17 protein-coding genes are annotated in these 16,167 nt (G+C 66.0%); 3 read left to right on the forward strand and 14 right to left on the reverse strand.

The window, feature by feature from the left end; translation table 11 throughout:
* Positions 1-18: 18 nt before the first annotated feature.
* Positions 19-237 carry a hypothetical protein gene (locus FHS75_RS13550; RefSeq protein WP_179408235.1) on the forward strand — a complete coding sequence of 73 codons (219 nt, stop codon included), beginning with the start codon at positions 19-21 and terminating at the stop codon, positions 235-237.
* Between the two features lie 31 nt (positions 238-268).
* On the opposite strand, the gene pufC is transcribed toward FHS75_RS13550, so the two are convergent.
* From pufC to FHS75_RS13600, 10 genes are all read right to left on the reverse strand, one after another.
* Positions 269-1,345 carry a photosynthetic reaction center cytochrome PufC gene (gene pufC, locus FHS75_RS13555; RefSeq protein WP_179408236.1) on the reverse strand — a complete coding sequence of 359 codons (1,077 nt, stop codon included), beginning with the start codon at positions 1,343-1,345 and terminating at the stop codon, positions 269-271.
* On the reverse strand, positions 1,342-2,316 hold the full coding sequence (gene pufM, locus FHS75_RS13560) for a photosynthetic reaction center subunit M (protein WP_179408237.1): 975 nt from the start codon (positions 2,314-2,316) through the stop codon (positions 1,342-1,344). Before pufM ends, pufC begins: the two co-directional genes overlap by 4 nt.
* A gap of 14 nt (positions 2,317-2,330) precedes the next feature.
* On the reverse strand, positions 2,331-3,155 hold the full coding sequence (gene pufL / locus FHS75_RS13565) for a photosynthetic reaction center subunit L (protein WP_179408238.1): 825 nt from the start codon (positions 3,153-3,155) through the stop codon (positions 2,331-2,333).
* Between the two features lie 100 nt (positions 3,156-3,255).
* Entirely contained in the window at positions 3,256-3,438 is a 183-nt protein-coding gene (gene pufA, locus FHS75_RS13570) for a light-harvesting antenna LH1, alpha subunit (protein ID WP_179408239.1), read from the reverse strand.
* Positions 3,439-3,507: 69 nt separating this feature from the next.
* A complete protein-coding gene (pufB, locus tag FHS75_RS13575) occupies positions 3,508-3,663 on the reverse strand; it encodes a light-harvesting antenna LH1, beta subunit (protein WP_179408240.1) in 156 nt (51 codons plus the stop codon).
* Positions 3,664-3,784: 121 nt separating this feature from the next.
* Positions 3,785-5,230 (reverse strand): chlorophyllide a reductase subunit Z, encoded by a 1,446-nt coding sequence (bchZ, locus tag FHS75_RS13580; RefSeq protein WP_179408241.1) that lies wholly within the window; start codon positions 5,228-5,230, stop codon positions 3,785-3,787.
* Positions 5,227-6,759: a chlorophyllide a reductase subunit Y gene (gene bchY / locus FHS75_RS13585; protein WP_179408242.1), complete on the reverse strand. Its 1,533-nt coding sequence runs from the start codon at positions 6,757-6,759 to the stop codon at positions 5,227-5,229. Before bchY ends, bchZ begins: the two co-directional genes overlap by 4 nt.
* A gap of 6 nt (positions 6,760-6,765) precedes the next feature.
* Positions 6,766-7,752 (reverse strand): chlorophyllide a reductase iron protein subunit X, encoded by a 987-nt coding sequence (locus FHS75_RS13590; protein WP_179408243.1) that lies wholly within the window; start codon positions 7,750-7,752, stop codon positions 6,766-6,768.
* Positions 7,749-8,684 (reverse strand): chlorophyll synthesis pathway protein BchC, encoded by a 936-nt coding sequence (gene bchC / locus FHS75_RS13595; RefSeq protein WP_179408244.1) that lies wholly within the window; start codon positions 8,682-8,684, stop codon positions 7,749-7,751. The genes FHS75_RS13590 and bchC overlap by 4 nt, the downstream gene beginning before the upstream one ends.
* A gap of 116 nt (positions 8,685-8,800) precedes the next feature.
* Entirely contained in the window at positions 8,801-9,919 is a 1,119-nt protein-coding gene (locus FHS75_RS13600; protein ID WP_179408245.1) for a methyltransferase, read from the reverse strand.
* 73 nt (positions 9,920-9,992) lie between these two features.
* On the opposite strand from FHS75_RS13600, the gene crtD reads away from it, so the two are divergent.
* Together crtD and FHS75_RS13610 are read left to right on the forward strand one after the other, a co-directional pair.
* A complete protein-coding gene (crtD, locus tag FHS75_RS13605) occupies positions 9,993-11,549 on the forward strand; it encodes a 1-hydroxycarotenoid 3,4-desaturase CrtD (RefSeq protein WP_179408246.1) in 1,557 nt (518 codons plus the stop codon).
* A gap of 119 nt (positions 11,550-11,668) precedes the next feature.
* Complete coding sequence (locus FHS75_RS13610) at positions 11,669-12,388, forward strand: hydroxyneurosporene dehydrogenase (protein WP_179408247.1); 720 nt, start codon at positions 11,669-11,671, stop codon at positions 12,386-12,388.
* On the opposite strand, the gene FHS75_RS13615 is transcribed toward FHS75_RS13610, so the two are convergent.
* From FHS75_RS13615 to bchI, 4 genes are read right to left on the reverse strand one after another with little or no spacing between them, the layout of a single operon-like run.
* Positions 12,335-12,523, reverse strand: coding sequence for a hypothetical protein (locus FHS75_RS13615; RefSeq protein WP_179408248.1), 189 nt, complete (start codon positions 12,521-12,523; stop codon positions 12,335-12,337). The genes FHS75_RS13610 and FHS75_RS13615 overlap by 54 nt on opposite strands.
* Positions 12,520-13,422: an alpha/beta fold hydrolase BchO gene (gene bchO, locus FHS75_RS13620; protein ID WP_179408249.1), complete on the reverse strand. Its 903-nt coding sequence runs from the start codon at positions 13,420-13,422 to the stop codon at positions 12,520-12,522. Before bchO ends, FHS75_RS13615 begins: the two co-directional genes overlap by 4 nt.
* Positions 13,419-15,104 (reverse strand): magnesium chelatase subunit D, encoded by a 1,686-nt coding sequence (locus tag FHS75_RS13625; protein ID WP_179408250.1) that lies wholly within the window; start codon positions 15,102-15,104, stop codon positions 13,419-13,421. The genes bchO and FHS75_RS13625 overlap by 4 nt, the downstream gene beginning before the upstream one ends.
* On the reverse strand, positions 15,101-16,102 hold the full coding sequence (gene bchI / locus FHS75_RS13630; protein WP_179408251.1) for a magnesium chelatase ATPase subunit I: 1,002 nt from the start codon (positions 16,100-16,102) through the stop codon (positions 15,101-15,103). The genes FHS75_RS13625 and bchI overlap by 4 nt, the downstream gene beginning before the upstream one ends.
* Positions 16,103-16,167 lie beyond the last annotated feature (65 nt).

Here is a 16,167-nt window from a genome sequence, read left to right on the forward strand (position 1 = left end):
CACGCGGCCGACATCGTCATGACAGTCCTGATCCTGGAAGCGGTATGGCTCATCCTGCGGGGATGGCGCGCCATTGATGTCGTGCTCCTGATACTGCCGGCGGTACTTATCGTCGCCAGCCTCAGGGCCGCGCTCGTCGGCGCTTCCTGGCCGTGGATCGCGCTTCCCCTGGCGCTGTCGTTCCCGGTCCACGTGGCCGACCTTCTGCGCCGCAGGCGGGATACGCCCGCGGCCTGAAGCTTGGGCAATTGCCGGTCGCTTGCCGGGCTTATTCTTCCTCGACCGGCACCTCCGGTACCGCCGAGGGCGTCACGAGCGGTGCAAGCGACATGTCCTCGCCGATCGGGCCGTTGCGAAGCGCCGGATAGGATTGAAGCATCGGGAATCCGCCGAGCGGCTTGTTCTGCGCGCGGTGACATGTCGTGCAGTTGACCTTGAACGGGTCTCCTGCCTCGCCCAGCCGGTTCTTCGGGAAGATCGGGGCGAGCGGCGTGATGTAGTCGAGGTTGATATCGCGCACCATGCGAACGCCGTACCAGGCGGTTTCACGCGGCGGATTGCTGGCCGCCCACGACTGGAACGACTGCGAGTTGTGGCAGTAGGTGCAATTGACGCCCAGTGCTTGCGAAACATGCATCATGATCGCGTAGCTCGGCTCCGATTCCATCACCGACAGCGTATTGGCCGCAGAGGGATGGGCGGTCTTGGACACGACGCGGATCTCCTGGGCGTCGGGCGGGACTCCGCCGAGCAGGTACCGTGCGACTGCCGCCGTCGGCAGCGAGGAGTATGCGGAGTTGGATACCGGCCGGTTCTGGCCGTTGCGGTTGCCCACGATGCCCGGCGTCTGGTCCACGGGCAATGTCCAGTGCTCGTCGGGTACGTTCTTCCCGCGATGGCAGGTCCAGCACGTGACGCCGGTCTGCTGGACGTGGTTGTCCCAGTTCTGGTTGATCGCGCGTGTCATCTGCAGCATCCGGCGCGCGACGATCTTGGTATAGACCTCGTCCGAGGCCATGTTCGCCGGATTGTGGCAATAGTTGCATCCCTCTTCGGGAGAGACCCATTCGGTCAGCGCGGCCATCGTGTAGTTGAACTGGTCGACCGAAACGTCGCTCAGTACCGTCACGTTCTCGTACGCATCGCCGGCGCGTGGTCCTTCCGTGTCGGGCATCTCGTATGGCGGGGCGGGCACGTCCTCGGCGGCTTCGCCGGATTTCACGATGACCGTGTTCATGCCGGTACCGCGATACCCGTTCTGGGTCGAGGTCTTGCGATCGAGCTCGCAGGCACCAAGCGTCAGCGGCAGCGCAGCCGCCATGGCTATGAGGATGACAGGCTTCATTGTCCGGGGCTCCCCAGCAGCGAGGGATCGGCGACCCCTGTATCGGGATAAGACGGAGCGTAGCCGTGCTGCTGCGCCCACAGGTACCAGTTATCCACCACCGTGCCGGTCAGCAGGATGCCGATCCCGCCGGTCAGCGTGGTCAGGACGGCGAACCACCAGGCCCACCGATGGATCGATTCCATCGTGGCGTTGAAGCCCATCGTCCAACGCCAGAACAGCGCCGCGCGTTCCGATGCCGTGCCGCGGTCGGTGATCTGCTCGATCTCGCGCTCGCCGCCGTAGCGTCCGACCGCAAGGATCGTCGCGCCGTGCATGGCGAAAAGCAGCGTCGAGCCGTAGAGGAACGCGATCGAGAGGCAGTGGAACGGGTTGTAGAACAGGTTGCCGTACCGAATCGAGAACGCTGCGGTCCAGTCGAGGTGCGGGAAGATGCCGAACGGCACGCTCTCTGCCCAGCTGCCCATGAACAGCGGACGGATGAAGCCGAGCACCAGATACAGCCAGATCGCGGCAAGGAATGCCCAGGCTACGTGCGTTCCCATGCCGAGCGCCCGCGCCCGCCGGTAGGTTCGCACCCACCAGAGCAGGATCGAGGTGGTCAGGCAGAAACCCGCGATGATCCACCAGCCACCTTCGGCCAGCGGGACGAATGGCTGGAAGCCGTACTCGGGCCCCGGCGGCTCGAGCGCTAGCCAGGGAAGCTGGCGGACGAACTGGATCGGATCCCAGCCGACCGATGCCCACATGTTGAGGCCGATGATCTCGATCGCCAGGAACCCGAAGATCAGCGATGCGATGCCGGTCCAGCCAAGGTAGATCGGCCCGATCTGGGCCTGGCCGAGCCGGCCGAGCAGGGTGCTGTGGCTCGTTCCCTGGATGCGCTCGTCGCTGCCGGGGTACATGGCCACGCCCAGTTCGGGCGCTCCGCGGAGCGGGACCTGCGTGAAGATGTTCTGATAGCGCGCCATATCTTCCGTCTCCTTCAGGACCAGATCGGCAGGTCGAGCCACCAGGTCCACCATTCGGGCCAGCCGCGCGTCCACAGGGGGCCGCTGATGATGATGCAGACCGCGCTCCAGAATCCGGCGTTGAGCGCCAGGAGCAGGCCGAGCCGGTGGATGCCCAGCGTGCCGACCGAATAGCCGATCAGGTCGCGGAAGAAGGTGTCCTCGTACTCGGGCGTCTTGACCTTTTCGCCCTTCGGCGGATTGACGGCCGAAAGCACGAGCGAGCCGTGCAGGGCGAGTGCGAGCGTGGTGGTAAAGAAGAACGATACCGCCAGCATGTGTGCCGGATTGTAGTGGAAATGCAGGTACTGGTATCCGGTGTTCGACACCCAGTCGAGGTGGCTGAAGATGCCGTACGGAAACCCGAAGTGCCAGCCTCCCAGAAGGATCGGGCGGATCACGACAAGCGAGAAATAGGCGAAGATAGCCACGCCGAAGGCAACCGGCACGTGGTAGCCGATGCCAAGTTTCCTGCAGATCTCGACCTCGCGCAGCGCCCAACTGGTAAAGGCGATCAGCGCGCAGATCGTTATGATCTGCCAGAAGCCACCTTCGTTGAGCGGCGCCAGCGACAGGCCGTAGCTGAGGTCGGGCGGCGCGATCGAGATGAGCCAGGGGTTCCAGGTGGGGCCTTGCGATGCGGCGTAGAAGATGAGCGCCGTGCCGAGCGCTGCCGAGATCGCGGTGACCACACCGAAGAAGCCGACGTAGAAAGGTCCGACCCAGAAATCGAACAGGTCGCCACCGATCAGCGTACCGCCACGCACGCGATATTTCCGCTCGAAACTCAGGAGCGCCATAGTTCTATCCTCCCCCGGTCGCCGCGCGACGGGATCATGGTCGATTGAAACCTCGGGAGGCGGGTGCCGGAGCGCCCGCCTCTCGCACTGTCACGAGGCGTCAGGTCCCTTCGGGGACCGCGACTACGACGTTCTGCGTCGCCCGCGCGTTCGGGCCGTCAAGCCAGTTGAACGTATCGGTGCTCAGCAGGATGAAGTGGATCAGGAGCGCGAGGACGAAGAGGAAGATGAACAATGCCACCAGTGCCCTGCGCGGATCGAAAATTAGCCAGAGTCTCCACATGATACTAATCCTTCTGCAAATTTGACTGCACTGCGAAGGCCGATATCGGGCTTCGCGGCGGTCCGCTCGTCAGAGCCAGGGCCTCCAGATCCACACGAGGATGTGTGCGATAATCGCAACGGCGGTGAAGCCGATGAAGCTGCTAACGAACAGCTTGTGAAATTCCTTTGCCTCTTCGGGCGTGAGGTAGGTCCTCAGGCCGAAGCGATCGTCGGGATCACTCATAGCTCAATCTCCATTCTGGTCGGGATGTGCGAGAGGCGGGTAAAGACCTCCCTCGGTATCCTCGCGGCATTGCCGCGGGGATGGCGTAGCCCGCTCGGGGCGAACATGGGGCGCGACGCGATCATGCGTGCTGCCCGTCAAGCAGGGATTCGGCGAAGCGGTCTGCCGACACGCGGTCCTCGCCGGCGCGGCGCGCCGCGCGTTCCGCAGCATCGCGCAACCGCTTGGCCGCCGATATGCGGATCAGGACCGGCTGGGCCTCGACAAGCACATCGAATTTCGCTTTTGCGTCAGCGTCCCACGGCAGCTCGCGGTGCGAGCGGGCGGGGGTGGGATCGACCTGGTCGAGCTGCGTGGAAAGCGGCAGGATGTGGAAGAGCGCGTCGAACAGCGCATTGCATACTTCCTGTACGAGGTAGGTCGCGCCGCTGTAACCCATGAATGGCGTCCCGGTGTGCCGCCGGATCGCGGCGCCGGGGAAGCTGGCGGGAATATAGACGCCGCGGGCGCCGCATTCGGCCATGTACATTCGCTCGTTGTAGCTGCCGAACACCACGAGCGGCGGATTTGCCCTGATCGCTTCTCGCACGGCCGCATTGTCGGGCTTGACCCCGGCCGATCGGCTGAATGCGAAGGAGCAGGGCAGGCCCATGTCCACTGCGAGGAAATTGCGGATGCCGCGCGCGTAGGTTTCGTTGGCGACGATACCGAAGCTGGCGGTCGCGAAGAAATCCTGCGTCACCGAACGCCACAGGTCCCATAGCGGCTTGATCGTCGTGTGCTTTTCGCGGGCAATGAAGGGTTCGGGATCGAGGCCCAGTTCGGCGCCGAGCGCCCTCAGGAACCTGGTTGTGCTGTCAAGCCCGACGGGTGCCTGGAAATACGGACGGTCCATCAGCTCGCACAGGTTCCGTCCGAACTCGCGGTAGAGGCAGACGTTAGCCTGCGCGTCGGCAAGCCGCCGGATATCTGCAAGGTGGCTGCCCAGCGGGAAGGCCATGTTTACTTCCGCGCCGATGCCCTCGACGAGACGCCTGATCTCGGCGAGGTCGCTCGCCATGTTGAACATCCCGTAGGCAGGCCCGACGATGTTGACCTTCGGCTTTTCCCCTTCCTTCACCGGCTTGCTGGCAGGTACCGATTTCGGCCCGAACTCGGTCCACAGCCAGCTCAGCGCACGGTCGGCGCTCTGCCACTGGTCCTCGTCGATCGTGCGCGGCAGGAAACGCTTGATGTTCGTGCCCTCGGGCGTGACCCCGCCACCGATCATCTCGGCGATAGAGCCGGTGACGACGACCGCCGGCAATTCGGGATCGAGCGTCTTCCATGCGCGCTTCATCGCGCCTTCGGTGCCGGTCTTGCCCAGTTCCTCCTCGCCGAGGCCGGTGACGACGATGGGCAGTTCGTGAGGCGGCAATCCATCGGTGTAGTGCAGCACCGAAGTGACCGGCAGGTTCTCGCAGCCGACCGGGCCGTCGATGATGACCTGCAGGCCCTTAACCGCGGTGAAGACGTAGACCGCCCCCCAGTATCCGCCCGCGCGATCGTGATCGAGGACCAGCGTCATGAGCCCATCGCTTCCGAGGCCTTGCGGGCCGCCTCGTTGAGCGCGGCGTACTTCTTCTTGAACCTGGGCCGGTCCTCGGGAACGTCCTCCCAGATCCCTGCGCCGTAGCCCGAGCCGACATCGTCGAAGAAGGAACGCATCCGGTCGAAGCGGCCCTTGTTGCCGATCGCCGCGTTGATCACTTGCGCGAGGCTGCCTGCGCCGGCCGGCCCCATGAGCGGGCGGGCTGATATGAGGTTGGTGAAATAGAGCGCCGGGATCGCGTTCTGCTTGGCATGCTGGACGACCGGGGTCGTACCGATAGCGAGGTCCGGCCGGTGTTCGTCGACGGCGGCGATGTCCTGCTCAAGGCTCGCGCGGTAATTGACCCGGATGCCCTTCGCCTCGAGCCACGCGCGGTCGGGATCGGACCAGGCGGTGCGTGGGCAGGCGGTGCCGACGTAGGGTACATCCGCGCCGCTTTCGATCAGCAGGCGCGCAACGAGAAGTTCGGAGCCTTCGTAGCCGCTCACCGTGATGCGGCCGCGAACGGGATTGGCGGCGAGCGCGCCCCGGATCGCGCCGACGAACCGGTTCTTGGCATCGTCCACTCGCTGCCGTCCGATTCCGCATGCATCCCCGATGGCATCGAGCCACGCCGCCGTTCCTTCGGCACCCACGGGTGCAGACCCCACGACCTTTCGCCCGGCCGCCTCGAACTCGCGGACGCTGGCGGTATAGAACGGATGGATCGCGGCGACGGCGGCGCAATCGAGCGCGCCATACATTTCGCGCCACTCGCGCGTGGGAACGACGGGGCCGGCCGCAAGGCCGAGCGGTTCGAGCATCTGCCCGATGCCGACAGGATCGGCGGGAAACATCTCGCCCAGGAGAGTGATTGTCGGCCGGTCCGAGCGATCGCGCGGTGCGGCAACCGGTCCGTGCTCGGCCTCCTCGCGCGCATAGGACAGCATGGCGCCGGCAAGAACGTCCTTCGCCTCGGCGTGGGTCGGAATGCCGAAGCCGGGGACATCGATCCCGATGATCCGCACGCCGTTGATCTGCTTGCGCAGCAGGCGCAGCGGAACGCCGCTCGCTGTCGGTACGCACAGGTTGGTAACGACGATGGCGTCGTATTTCTCGGGATCGGCCAGGTTCTCGACCGCTTCCTTGATGTCCTCGAACAGCTTGCCGGTCACGAGGGTTTCGGAATTGAACGGGACGTAGCCGACGCTGCGGCGCGCGCCGTAGAAATGCGAAGTGAACGTAAGGCCGTAGACGCAGCAGGCGGACCCGGAGAGAACCGTCGCGGTGCGTCGCATCCTGAGGCCGACGCGCAGGCTGCCGAAGGCGGGGCACATGCTCTGCGGCTGATCATGCGGCCCATGCGGATAGTCCGCGGCATAGCGGTCTAGAATCTCGCTCTTGCCCGCCTTGCGCGCGGCTTCGCGCATGGTTTCGGCACCGCCGTGGCAACCGCCGCCACCGTCGACGGGATCGAGATCGATCCGGTCGGGCTCGCGGGCAAGGTCGTGTGCCAGGTCGGTCATAGCGCCTCAGGCCTCGTCATAGATGACCTCCAGCGATGGCTTGGGCGCATAGCTGCCGCCGCGCATGTCGGCCTGCGTCGCGGGGACGAGTTCGACGTTGCCGCCGGTGTCCTCGGGCGAGAACAGGCCGAGCAATCCGTCCTGCTCGAGCGGACGAGGCTGGCGCGGAGGCGCGGAGGCGACATTGGTCGCCAGTTCCTCGAAAAGGCTGCCCCAAGGGCCGCCGGGCTTTCCGATGATCTGGTAATTGGCCGATTTGCGGCGGATGTCCTCGTCGGCAGGGATCGCGCAGAGCACCGGGATATCCACCGCGCTGGCGAAGCCTTGCGCTTCTCCGGTTCCGTCGTCCTTGTTCACGATCATGCCGGCGACGCCGACGTTGCCGCCCATCTTGCGGAAATACTCGACCGCCTTGCAGACGTTGTTGGCGACGTACAGCGACTGGAGGTCGTTCGATCCGACGACGATGACCTTCTGGCACATGTCGCGCGCGATCGGCAGGCCGAAGCCCCCGCATACGACATCGCCCAGAAAATCGAGCAGGACGTAGTCGAAGCCCCATTCGTGGAAGCCGAGGTTTTCCATCAGCTCGAAACCGTGGATGATGCCGCGCCCGCCGCAGCCCCGTCCGACTTCGGGGCCGCCCAGTTCCATCGCGAAAACGCCGTCGCGCTGGAAGCAGACGTCCTCGATGGAGACGCTTTCGCCGGCAGCCTTCTTCCTCGACGATGTCTCGATGATCGTCGGGCAACTCTTGCCGCCGAACAGCAGGCTGGTCGTGTCCGACTTGGGATCGCAGCCGATCAGCAGGACGCGCTTGCCCTGCTGCGCCATCATGTAGCTGAGATTGGAAAGCGCGAAACTCTTGCCCGACCCGCCCTTGCCGTAGATCGCGATGATCTGCGTTTCCTTCCGCACCTCGCCGGTATGGACGGGGTCCGGCTCTATCGCAGCTTCGTCCCGCAGGGCCGTATCTGTTTCGAGCATCGTCATGCGCACTTGCTCCAGTCGAGGACCATCTTGAGACAGTCGGTGTCGAGGAAGGCCTCGGGGTAGGCGGTCACAGCCTCGCTGGCGGGCCTGATGTCGGTAACGAGGCCTTCGAGATCGAGCGCGCCGCTTGCGACGAGTGCGCTGACCGCGACCAGATCTTCGGGGCGCCATTCGGCAGCAACGCGGAAACGCGCCTCGGCCTGGAAGGCGGGGGCGAAGGCAAAGCTGGGGCGCTCGGCATAGAAGCCGGCAAGGACAAGCTCGCCGCCGTGGGCAAGCCGCCCGATCAGGGTGTCGAGACCGTCGGCATAGCCGCTGACGTCGTAGATCGTCTGGTAATCGGTCCGGCAGTCGTCCTTGGGCGCGATCGCCTCGTAACCGACGGCGCCGGTGCGACGGTTGGCCTTGTTGTCCCAGACGACCGGCGCGTCCCCGCCCATCGCGATGGTGAGCCGGGCGAGCAGGCGGCCGAGCGCGCCGTGCCCCACGATCAGTTGCGGCGGAGGCCCGCCGGCGAGTGCGTGGTATGCGGTAGCGGCGAGCGCGAAAAGGACTCCGCGAACGCCAAGCGACTCGTCGATTGCAAAGGCGCGTCCCGCCGGTACGACGACACGTTGCGCGGTCCCCCCGAAAAGTCCGCGCGCATCGGTGTAGCAGGTCGCGCCGGGAACGTAGACCCACTCGCCCAGGCGCTCGCGGGCATCCGGGCCGGCGTCGACCACGCGTCCTACCGATTCATAACCGGGTACGAGCGGGTATCCCATGCCCGGAAAGCGCGGCATCTCGCCGCTCCAGAGCAATTTCTCGGTTCCTGTGCTGATGCCGCTCCAGCGGATGTCGACGAGCAGGTCGGTCGGACCGAGCGGCGTCAGGGATAGCTGCCTCAAAGCCAGCTTCCTCGGCGCCTCCAATATGACCGCGAGCGCGTCCATATCCGGTGATCCCCTTTCCGACCGGCACTCCGGCCAATTGGTATCTTGTCGATACTCCCAAGCCGGCACCTTAGAGGATTGCCTGTCAGTGTCAATTTATCACGACAAACAAAGTGTCATGTAAAACATACAATGCCGGAGGTTATCACCGGCTGGGCGACCGAAAGCCCCTTCCAGTTCGCGAAGCCCGCGCGCGTGGCCATGCTGCCGATCTCGGCGGGATTGCGGGGGCGACCCGATCCCATTGCCCAGAGGTAGAGGCCGAAGTAGCCGTCGCTCATCGGCCCGGTCCCGCGAACCCCCGACATCGGCTCGGCGACGACAAGCCGTCCCCCAGGCGGCAGCGCTCGGCGAATCGCGGCAAGCAGGCGAAGGCAGGGCTCGTCGTCGTGGTCATGAAGGATGCGCACAAGCGAGATGCAGTCATATCCCGCCGGCAGCGGATCGCGGAAGAAATCGCCCGTGTGAATCGCGACTCGACGATCGAGGCCGGCCGACTTGATTGCCGGCCCGGCACCTTCGGCGACGTGCGGAAGATCGAAGATGCCAAGTTCGAGCGATGGCGAGCTGGCGGCGATGGCGCGAATGAACGCCCCGTGCCCGCCGCCGACGTCCAGCAGGGCATGATGCCTGCCGAAATCGTAGGCGTCGGCGATCTGCCCGGCGACCATCTCCTGACTCGCGGCCATCAGCGCCGAGTAGGCGGCGGCGCCGTCATGGTCCTGCGCGGGATAGTTCCAGTATTCCGACAGACTGGTTCCGCAGCGACGATCGGCACGCAACAGGTCGAGCGGCTCGGCCAGGTCGCGGTAGAGCAAGCGATGGTGGCGGATCATCGCCTGTGCGCCCATATTTCCGCGAAGAGCCGCTCCATGCTGCCCCAGCATCCACCGCCCGGGAGACACTTCCTCGGCAAGATCGAGTGCTGCTGCGGCGCGCACGAGGCGCGATGCCGCAGCTTCGCCGAGGCCGGTCTCGCGCGCGATGGAAGTGAGGTCCTGCGGATGCTCCGCGAGAAGATCGAGCAACCCGCTCTCGACCGTCGCGAGAAGCGCCTGCGAATAGGCAAAGCCGGCGACGAGATCGAAAAGATCGCCTGCGCGCTTCCTGGCGATGCGCCTGACGATCGGCGTCCGAGAAGCCCAGCGCTGGAAACTGCGGCTTGCGAGGACGCGGTTGCGCCAGGCTACCCAGCGCGCTCTCAGGGCATGCGGATCGTGTGTCGAAGAAGGCATTTGCGATGGCATATGTCCAAAGGACTGGACGCATGATATGTAAAGGTCAATTGCTCCATTCCGGGAGAGCCCATTGTCTTCTCGCGTAGCGATCGTCGGTGCAGGGATCGGCGGCTTGACCGCCGCGGCCCTGCTCGCCGCGCGGGGCTGCCATGTCAGCGTTTTCGAGAAGGAAAACCATGTCGGCGGCAAGGCGCGGCGCATCGAGGTCGATGGCGCCGCGATAGATGCCGGGCCGACCGTCTTCACGCTGCGCGATGTCTTCGAGGACATTTTCGATGCCTGCGGCGCAGACATCGCTTCCGAACTTTCGCTCAGGCCTGCCGAGATAATCGCGCGCCATGCCTGGGACGACCAAGGCTCGCTCGACCTCTTTGCGGATTGCGAACGCAGCGAGGAGGCGATCTGCGAGTTTGCGGGGGGGCGCGCCGCCTCAGGATTCCGGAGCTTCCGGAAGGAGGCGGCGCGCATCCACCGTATTCTCGATCACAGCATGATGCGGGCCGGCAAGGTCTCGTGGCCGGGTCCGCTGATGTGGCGGATCGGGCTGTGGCGCGTGGGCGACCTGATCGCGATCCGCCCCTACGAGAGCATGTGGAAGGTCCTTGGCGAACATTTCGAGGACCAGCGCCTGCGTCAATTGTTCGGGCGCTATGCCACCTATTGCGGATCGTCGCCGTTCGCGACCCCGGCGACGCTGATGCTGATCGCGCATGTCGAAGCACAGGGGGTCTGGATCGTCGAGGGCGGGATGAGCGCCCTTGCCGATGCCTTGCGGGCGCTGGCCGAACGACACGGGGCGACGATCCGGACGGGATGCGGCGCAAGCGCCATCGAAACGCGAGGGGGCAGGGCATCGGGACTGGTCCTCGAAACCGGCGAGCGCATCGCGGCGGATGCCGTTGTCGCAAACGCCGATCCGGCGGCGCTCGCATCGGGGAGGTTCGGCACCGAGGCGATGCGCGCCGTGTCCGCTCCGGCGCCGCGAAGCCGATCGCTTTCGGCATGCGTGTGGCTGGCGCATACCCGGACCAGCGGCTTTCCATTGCAGCGGCACAACGTCTTTTTCTCGCGCGATTACCCGGCCGAATTCCGCGACATCGCCGCGGGACGACCGCCCGCCGATCCAAGCGTCTACGTCTGCGCGCAGGATCGCGAGGGAACGACGGGCGAGCCCGACGGGCGTGAGCGCCTTCAGATTATCGTCAACGCGCCGGCCAACGGCGACACCCATGATTACACGGACGAGGAGAGGGAGCGATGCACGCAGGCCATGAGGCGCAGCCTGGCGCACTGCGGACTGGAACTGGAGCAGGCGCTGCCGCATTCGCTGCTGACTCCGAACGAATTCGAGACGTTTTTGCCCTCGACGGGCGGAGCGATCTATGGACGGGCCTCGCACGGCTGGGCGGCGTCCTTCCTCCGGCAGGGCACGCGGACGCGGATCCCTGGGCTCTATTGCGCGGGTGGAAGCACCCACCCCGGAGCGGGCGTGCCGATGGCGGCCTTGTCAGGACGACTGGCAGCCCGCACGGTAGTGAAGGACCTTGCTTCGATGCGCCGGTCGCACCGGGTGGTTATGCCTGGTGGTACGTCGATGCGATCTCGGACGACGGCCGGTACGGGCTAACCATAATCGCCTTTCTCGGCAGCGTCTTTTCGCCCTATTACAAGCGCGGCGGACGCGGCGACCCCATCGATCATGCATCGCTGAACGTTGCTCTCTACGGTCCGGGCGCGCGCTGGACGATGACCGAGCGACCCCGGAACACGGTGTCGCGCGAACCCCGCAGCCTCGCCATCGGACCCAGCAGCGTCCGCTGGGACGGAAATGCGCTGGAAATAGTTGTCGAGGAGCGAGACAAGCGGGTGGGCGTTCCCTGGCAGCGGCGTGTGGCCGGACGGATACGCCTTTATCCCGAGGTCATGAACGACGTTGCTTTCGCGCTCGACCGGCGTGCGCGCCACTGCTGGCACTGTCTTGCCCCGCGCGCCCGTATCGAGGTGGAGATGCAGGCGCCTGCGATAAGCTGGAAAGGCGGCGCCTACTGGGACTCGAACAGCGGCAGCGAGGGCCTCGAGGATGGATTTCGCGTCTGGCACTGGTCGCGCTCGCATACGCGGAAAGGTGCTCTGGTCTGCTACGAGGGAATCCGCAGGGACGGCTCGCCGTTCGCCAGCGCGTTGCGATTCGATGCAACGGGTACGCCGCAGCAGGCCGACCTTCCGCTCGTGGCGCCGCTTCCCGCAACGTTGTGGCAGATGGAGCGCAAGACGCGCGCGGATCGCGGCCATTCGCGCGTTATCAGGACGTGGGAAGATGCGCCCTTCTATGCCCGCTCGACGCTGGCATCGCGTCTCTATGGTGAAGACGTGGTGGCGGTGCAGGAAAGCCTCGATCTGGACCGCTTCGCCTCACCGGTCGTCCAGTTCATGCTCCCCTACCGCATGCCCCGCGCGCCCGGCTGACCCGCGATCCTTCTTTTCCTTGTCCCTGCGGATCTCGCGGTTGATCGACCATAGCTGGTAGAACCCGAAGCCGAGCGCTACGGTCCCGGTAAAGACGATTTCGACCCAACCGAAGTGTTCGCTGAACGAGCTCATACCGGTTCCTCCGATGGCGCTTCCCGAGCCGGAAGCTGCACGAATTCGTTGATGAGCCGCGCTGCCGTTGCAGGTTCCTCTTCGTGGGCGAGGTGACCGAGCTTCGGCAGCACCTCGAGCCTGCAATCGGGCAACAGCTTCGCCGCCTGTTCGACCGAGGAAAGCGGAACCGCGCTGTCGCCGCGCGAGTGGACGAGAAGCACCCGGTTGCCGATTCCGGGCAGCGCCCGTTCCAGCGAGGCGAGGTCCCACCGCGCCATCATCTCCAGCGCTCCGCCGCAGTGGCGACTGTTGCCGAACAGCGCCTCGTAACAACGCAGGCCCTGCGTATCGATCCGCGAATTCGTCGCCTTCTTCAGGAACCGAGCGGTCTCGCCGGGAACGCGCGCCATGTGCGCGAAGATGCCGGGCACAAAGGGATTGACGAAGAGCATCTTCGCCATAGTCGGAAAGATCCGCGCAGCGAGGCCCTCGAAGGGCATGATCGCGGAGTTGAACCCGACAATCGGCGCTTCGGTCAACTTTTCATGCGCCATCTGCAGTGCGATTGCCGTGCCTGCCGAATGACCCGCGATCAGCACCGGTTTTCGATCGAGCGCGGCAAGAAGGTCCGAAATCGCCTTCGCCATCCCCATCAGCGTAAGTCCGCCCGAGGGTCGCCCGCGCGTGAAGCCGTGACCGGGAAGGTCCGGCGCGATGACCGCGAACCGGTCGGCCAGCGCCGGCATCACGCCGCGCCAGCTGTGCGCGGAAGCGCCGGTACCATGAAGCAGGAGCAAGGGCGGACCATTGCCCGTTTCCTGAATGAGCCAGCGAACGCCCGCAGCATCTACGAACCGGGTGGCTTCGCGGTGCGGCCAGATGCGCCCTTCAATGTCCCAGGCGAGCGGCGCGCTCATGCGGCGATCCGCGACTGGGCATCGAGCACGGCGCGTTCGATCGCACCCGAATCGGCAAGTGGCAGCGGCAGGTAGCGGGCGCGCATCGACACGGCGAGCTGCTCCGCATCGGGGCGCGGTCGGGGCGAAATGTCGATGAGGATGGCTGAGTGGCCGGCCGCCGCGATAGCCTTTGCCGCAGCATCTGCATCCTCGCGCGCCCTGGTGCGACCGCCGGTGCCGTCGCGCGAAACGTTGGCGCTGCCATCGGTCAGGAACACCAGGAAGGGCGTGCGGCCCTTCGCTTGCTCCGCTTCGGCCAGCAAGCAGGCATTGGAGATTCCGCTGGCAAGCGGCGTGCCGCCGCCTCCGGGCAGGGCCGCAAGGGCCCGGCGAGCACGTGTCAGCGAGCGCGTTGGCGGCAGGAGTATTTCTGCCCCGGCCCCGCGAAAGGCGATCAGCGCCACTTCGGTACGCTTTACGTATGCCTGCGCCAGAAGCCGCTCGACCGCCCCCTTCGCTTCGGCAAGCCGCGCCATCGCCGCGGAGCCGGAGGCATCGACGCAGAAGATGGTGACGGCGGCGGCGCGCTCCTCGAAGCGGCGGACACGCACGTCCTCCTTGCGCACGACGATGGTCGAGCGATCGGCGAAGGCGGGATCGCTGCGACGGATAGGCTGCCAGGGTACGGCTGCCCGCAAGGTATCGACGAGGGCAAGGCGCGCGCCGCCGCGCGGCAGGCCGGGACGCGCACCGAGCGGCTTTCCCCGCAGCCTGGATCGCGTCCGCCGTCCCCCGCCACCGCCCCTGGCGCGCGATTGCATAAGTCCGGACGCGAGCCGTTCCAGCAGGTCGGCCGGGATCGAGGATGTCGCGGCGTCGAGCACGATATCTTCGAGCGTGTGTTCGACCTGGTCGGAGGCCTGCTCTCGCGCATCGTTGTCGGGCGCTTCCTTATCCGCAGGAGGCGCTTGTTCGGGTTGCGGCGGCATTTGCGTGGCGCGCGGCCCCAGAACGAGCCGGGCCGCGGCGGCAAGATCGTCGGCTTCGACCGTCCGGCGTCCGCAGGCCGCTGCATGGGTTCGCGCCGCGGCCATCGCAAAGAGCAGCGCGCGAACCGAGTCCACGCCCAGCGCTTCCGCCGTGCCAGCGAGCGCCGAAAGGCCTTCGTCGTCGACAGGGCCGACATGTTCGGGCGCGATCGCTTCGCGAGGCATGGACCGGGGCATCTCGCAAGTCTTTGCAGTCGTCAGGTCGCAATGGAGTGCCACCCTTTCGAGGAGCGAAGCCGGCGGGCGCTCGTCCTCCGAAGCGCCATCGTCGAAAAGGATGACGGCCGGCCCCCGGTGGTTCCCGTCGAGCGACTGCGCGATCCGGCCTGCCAGCGCTTCGCCTGCCCGTTCCGCCATCGGGATCGCCATGATCCCGCCTGCCGCTTCGACCAGCAGCCCGGTCTGGCGCACGGCCTTTCCCGCTGCCAGGCTGGCCGCGACATCGATCCCGCCAAGCAGTCGCTCGTCGTCGATGTGCGGCGGAAGCCGTCGCCAAGGAGTGTCCGGGTCGAGCAGGGCGCGAAATTCCTCGACGAGCATGTCGCGCAGGGGGCCACCGCCGCGAAGGCAGGCGCCGCCAAGCTGCACGGGAGCAAGCGCCAGCAAGTGCAGGGCGAGCCGCGCATCCGCCGCAGGCCCGCCGCCGGTCATTCGAAAAGCTCTTCCATCGCCCGCTCGATCCGGGCGGTCGAGCCCGTTTCATCGAGGACGTCGCGGCGCAGGCGGTGGCGCAGCGCCATCGGCGCGACTTCCAGCAGGTGTTCGCGCCGCACCGCTTTCGCCCCCTTCAGCGCGGCAAGTGCGCGGGCCGCCCGCATCAGCGTAAGCTCCCCGCGCAGGCCGTCGGCGCGAACCGCCGCGCACAGTTCGGCTGCGTCGTGGAGAACGTCGTCCGGCACATCCATGTCGGGCAGCTTCTTCTGGCCGCGCGCGATCTGTCGCAGGACTTTCTGCTCGGCCGCGTCCCACTGCCCGGCGAAACCTTCGGGATCGCGTTCCTGCGCCGAACAGCGGCGCATGATCTCGACACGATCGGGGATCGATTCGGGCGTGCGGACTTCGACCGAAAGTCCGAACCGGTCGAGAAGCTGCGGCCTGAGTTCGCCCTCTTCGGGGTTGCCGCTGCCGATCAGGACGAACCGGGCGCGATGGCGAACCGAGAGGCCCTCGCGCTCGACGAGGTTTTCGCCCGACGCCGCGACATCGAGAAGCAAGTCGACGAGGTGGTCTTCGAGCAGGTTGATCTCGTCAACGTAGAGAAATCCCCGGTGGGCCCTGGCCAGCAGGCCGGGTTCGAAGCTTTTCTCGCCTGCGCGCAGCGCCCTCTCGAGATCGAGCGCGCCGATCACCCTGTCTTCGGTCGCGCCGAGCGGCAGGTCGACGAACGGCACCGCCTGCTTCGCCTTCCGGCCCGAGGTGCAGGGATCGGGGCAAGTGCCGCGCTGGTCTGGCTCGCAACCGAACCGGCAGCCTTCCACCACCGTTATCGGCGGGAGCAAGGCGGCGAGCGCGCGTGCGGCGGTCGACTTCCCGGTGCCGCGGTCGCCGAAGACCATGACACCGCCGATCGCCGGCTCGACAGCCGCGATCAGCAGGGCCGTTTTCATCTCGTCCTGACCGACGATCGCGGAAAAGGGGAATCGCGCCATGTGTCCACTATTCTGGACATTCAGGCGCTTGGCAACAAACGATGCTGTGCCGGTTGTGCCGCTCC

This window comes from Novosphingobium marinum (genome assembly GCF_013408095.1).
GTDB classification, from domain to species: domain Bacteria; phylum Pseudomonadota; class Alphaproteobacteria; order Sphingomonadales; family Sphingomonadaceae; genus Novosphingobium; species Novosphingobium marinum.

Coding starts and splice junctions, on each gene's coding strand:
- FHS75_RS13590 (WP_179408243.1), bottom strand. CDS start 7,752: ATGACGATGCTCGAAACAGATACGGCCCTGCGGGACGAAGCTGCGATA.
- bchZ (WP_179408241.1), bottom strand. CDS start 5,230: ATGACGCTGGTCCTCGATCACGATCGCGCGGGCGGATACTGGGGGGCG.
- FHS75_RS13610 (WP_179408247.1), top strand. CDS start 11,669: ATGACCGAGCGACCCCGGAACACGGTGTCGCGCGAACCCCGCAGCCTC.
- pufB (WP_179408240.1), bottom strand. CDS start 3,663: ATGAGTGATCCCGACGATCGCTTCGGCCTGAGGACCTACCTCACGCCC.
- pufA (WP_179408239.1), bottom strand. CDS start 3,438: ATGTGGAGACTCTGGCTAATTTTCGATCCGCGCAGGGCACTGGTGGCA.
- FHS75_RS13625 (WP_179408250.1), bottom strand. CDS start 15,104: ATGACCGGCGGCGGGCCTGCGGCGGATGCGCGGCTCGCCCTGCACTTG.
- pufM (WP_179408237.1), bottom strand. CDS start 2,316: ATGGCGCGCTATCAGAACATCTTCACGCAGGTCCCGCTCCGCGGAGCG.
- bchY (WP_179408242.1), bottom strand. CDS start 6,759: ATGACCGACCTGGCACACGACCTTGCCCGCGAGCCCGACCGGATCGAT.
- bchI (WP_179408251.1), bottom strand. CDS start 16,102: ATGGCGCGATTCCCCTTTTCCGCGATCGTCGGTCAGGACGAGATGAAA.
- pufC (WP_179408236.1), bottom strand. CDS start 1,345: ATGAAGCCTGTCATCCTCATAGCCATGGCGGCTGCGCTGCCGCTGACG.
- pufL (WP_179408238.1), bottom strand. CDS start 3,155: ATGGCGCTCCTGAGTTTCGAGCGGAAATATCGCGTGCGTGGCGGTACG.
- FHS75_RS13615 (WP_179408248.1), bottom strand. CDS start 12,523: ATGAGCTCGTTCAGCGAACACTTCGGTTGGGTCGAAATCGTCTTTACC.
- FHS75_RS13600 (WP_179408245.1), bottom strand. CDS start 9,919: ATGCCTTCTTCGACACACGATCCGCATGCCCTGAGAGCGCGCTGGGTA.
- bchO (WP_179408249.1), bottom strand. CDS start 13,422: ATGAGCGCGCCGCTCGCCTGGGACATTGAAGGGCGCATCTGGCCGCAC.
- FHS75_RS13550 (WP_179408235.1), top strand. CDS start 19: ATGACAGTCCTGATCCTGGAAGCGGTATGGCTCATCCTGCGGGGATGG.
- bchC (WP_179408244.1), bottom strand. CDS start 8,684: ATGGACGCGCTCGCGGTCATATTGGAGGCGCCGAGGAAGCTGGCTTTG.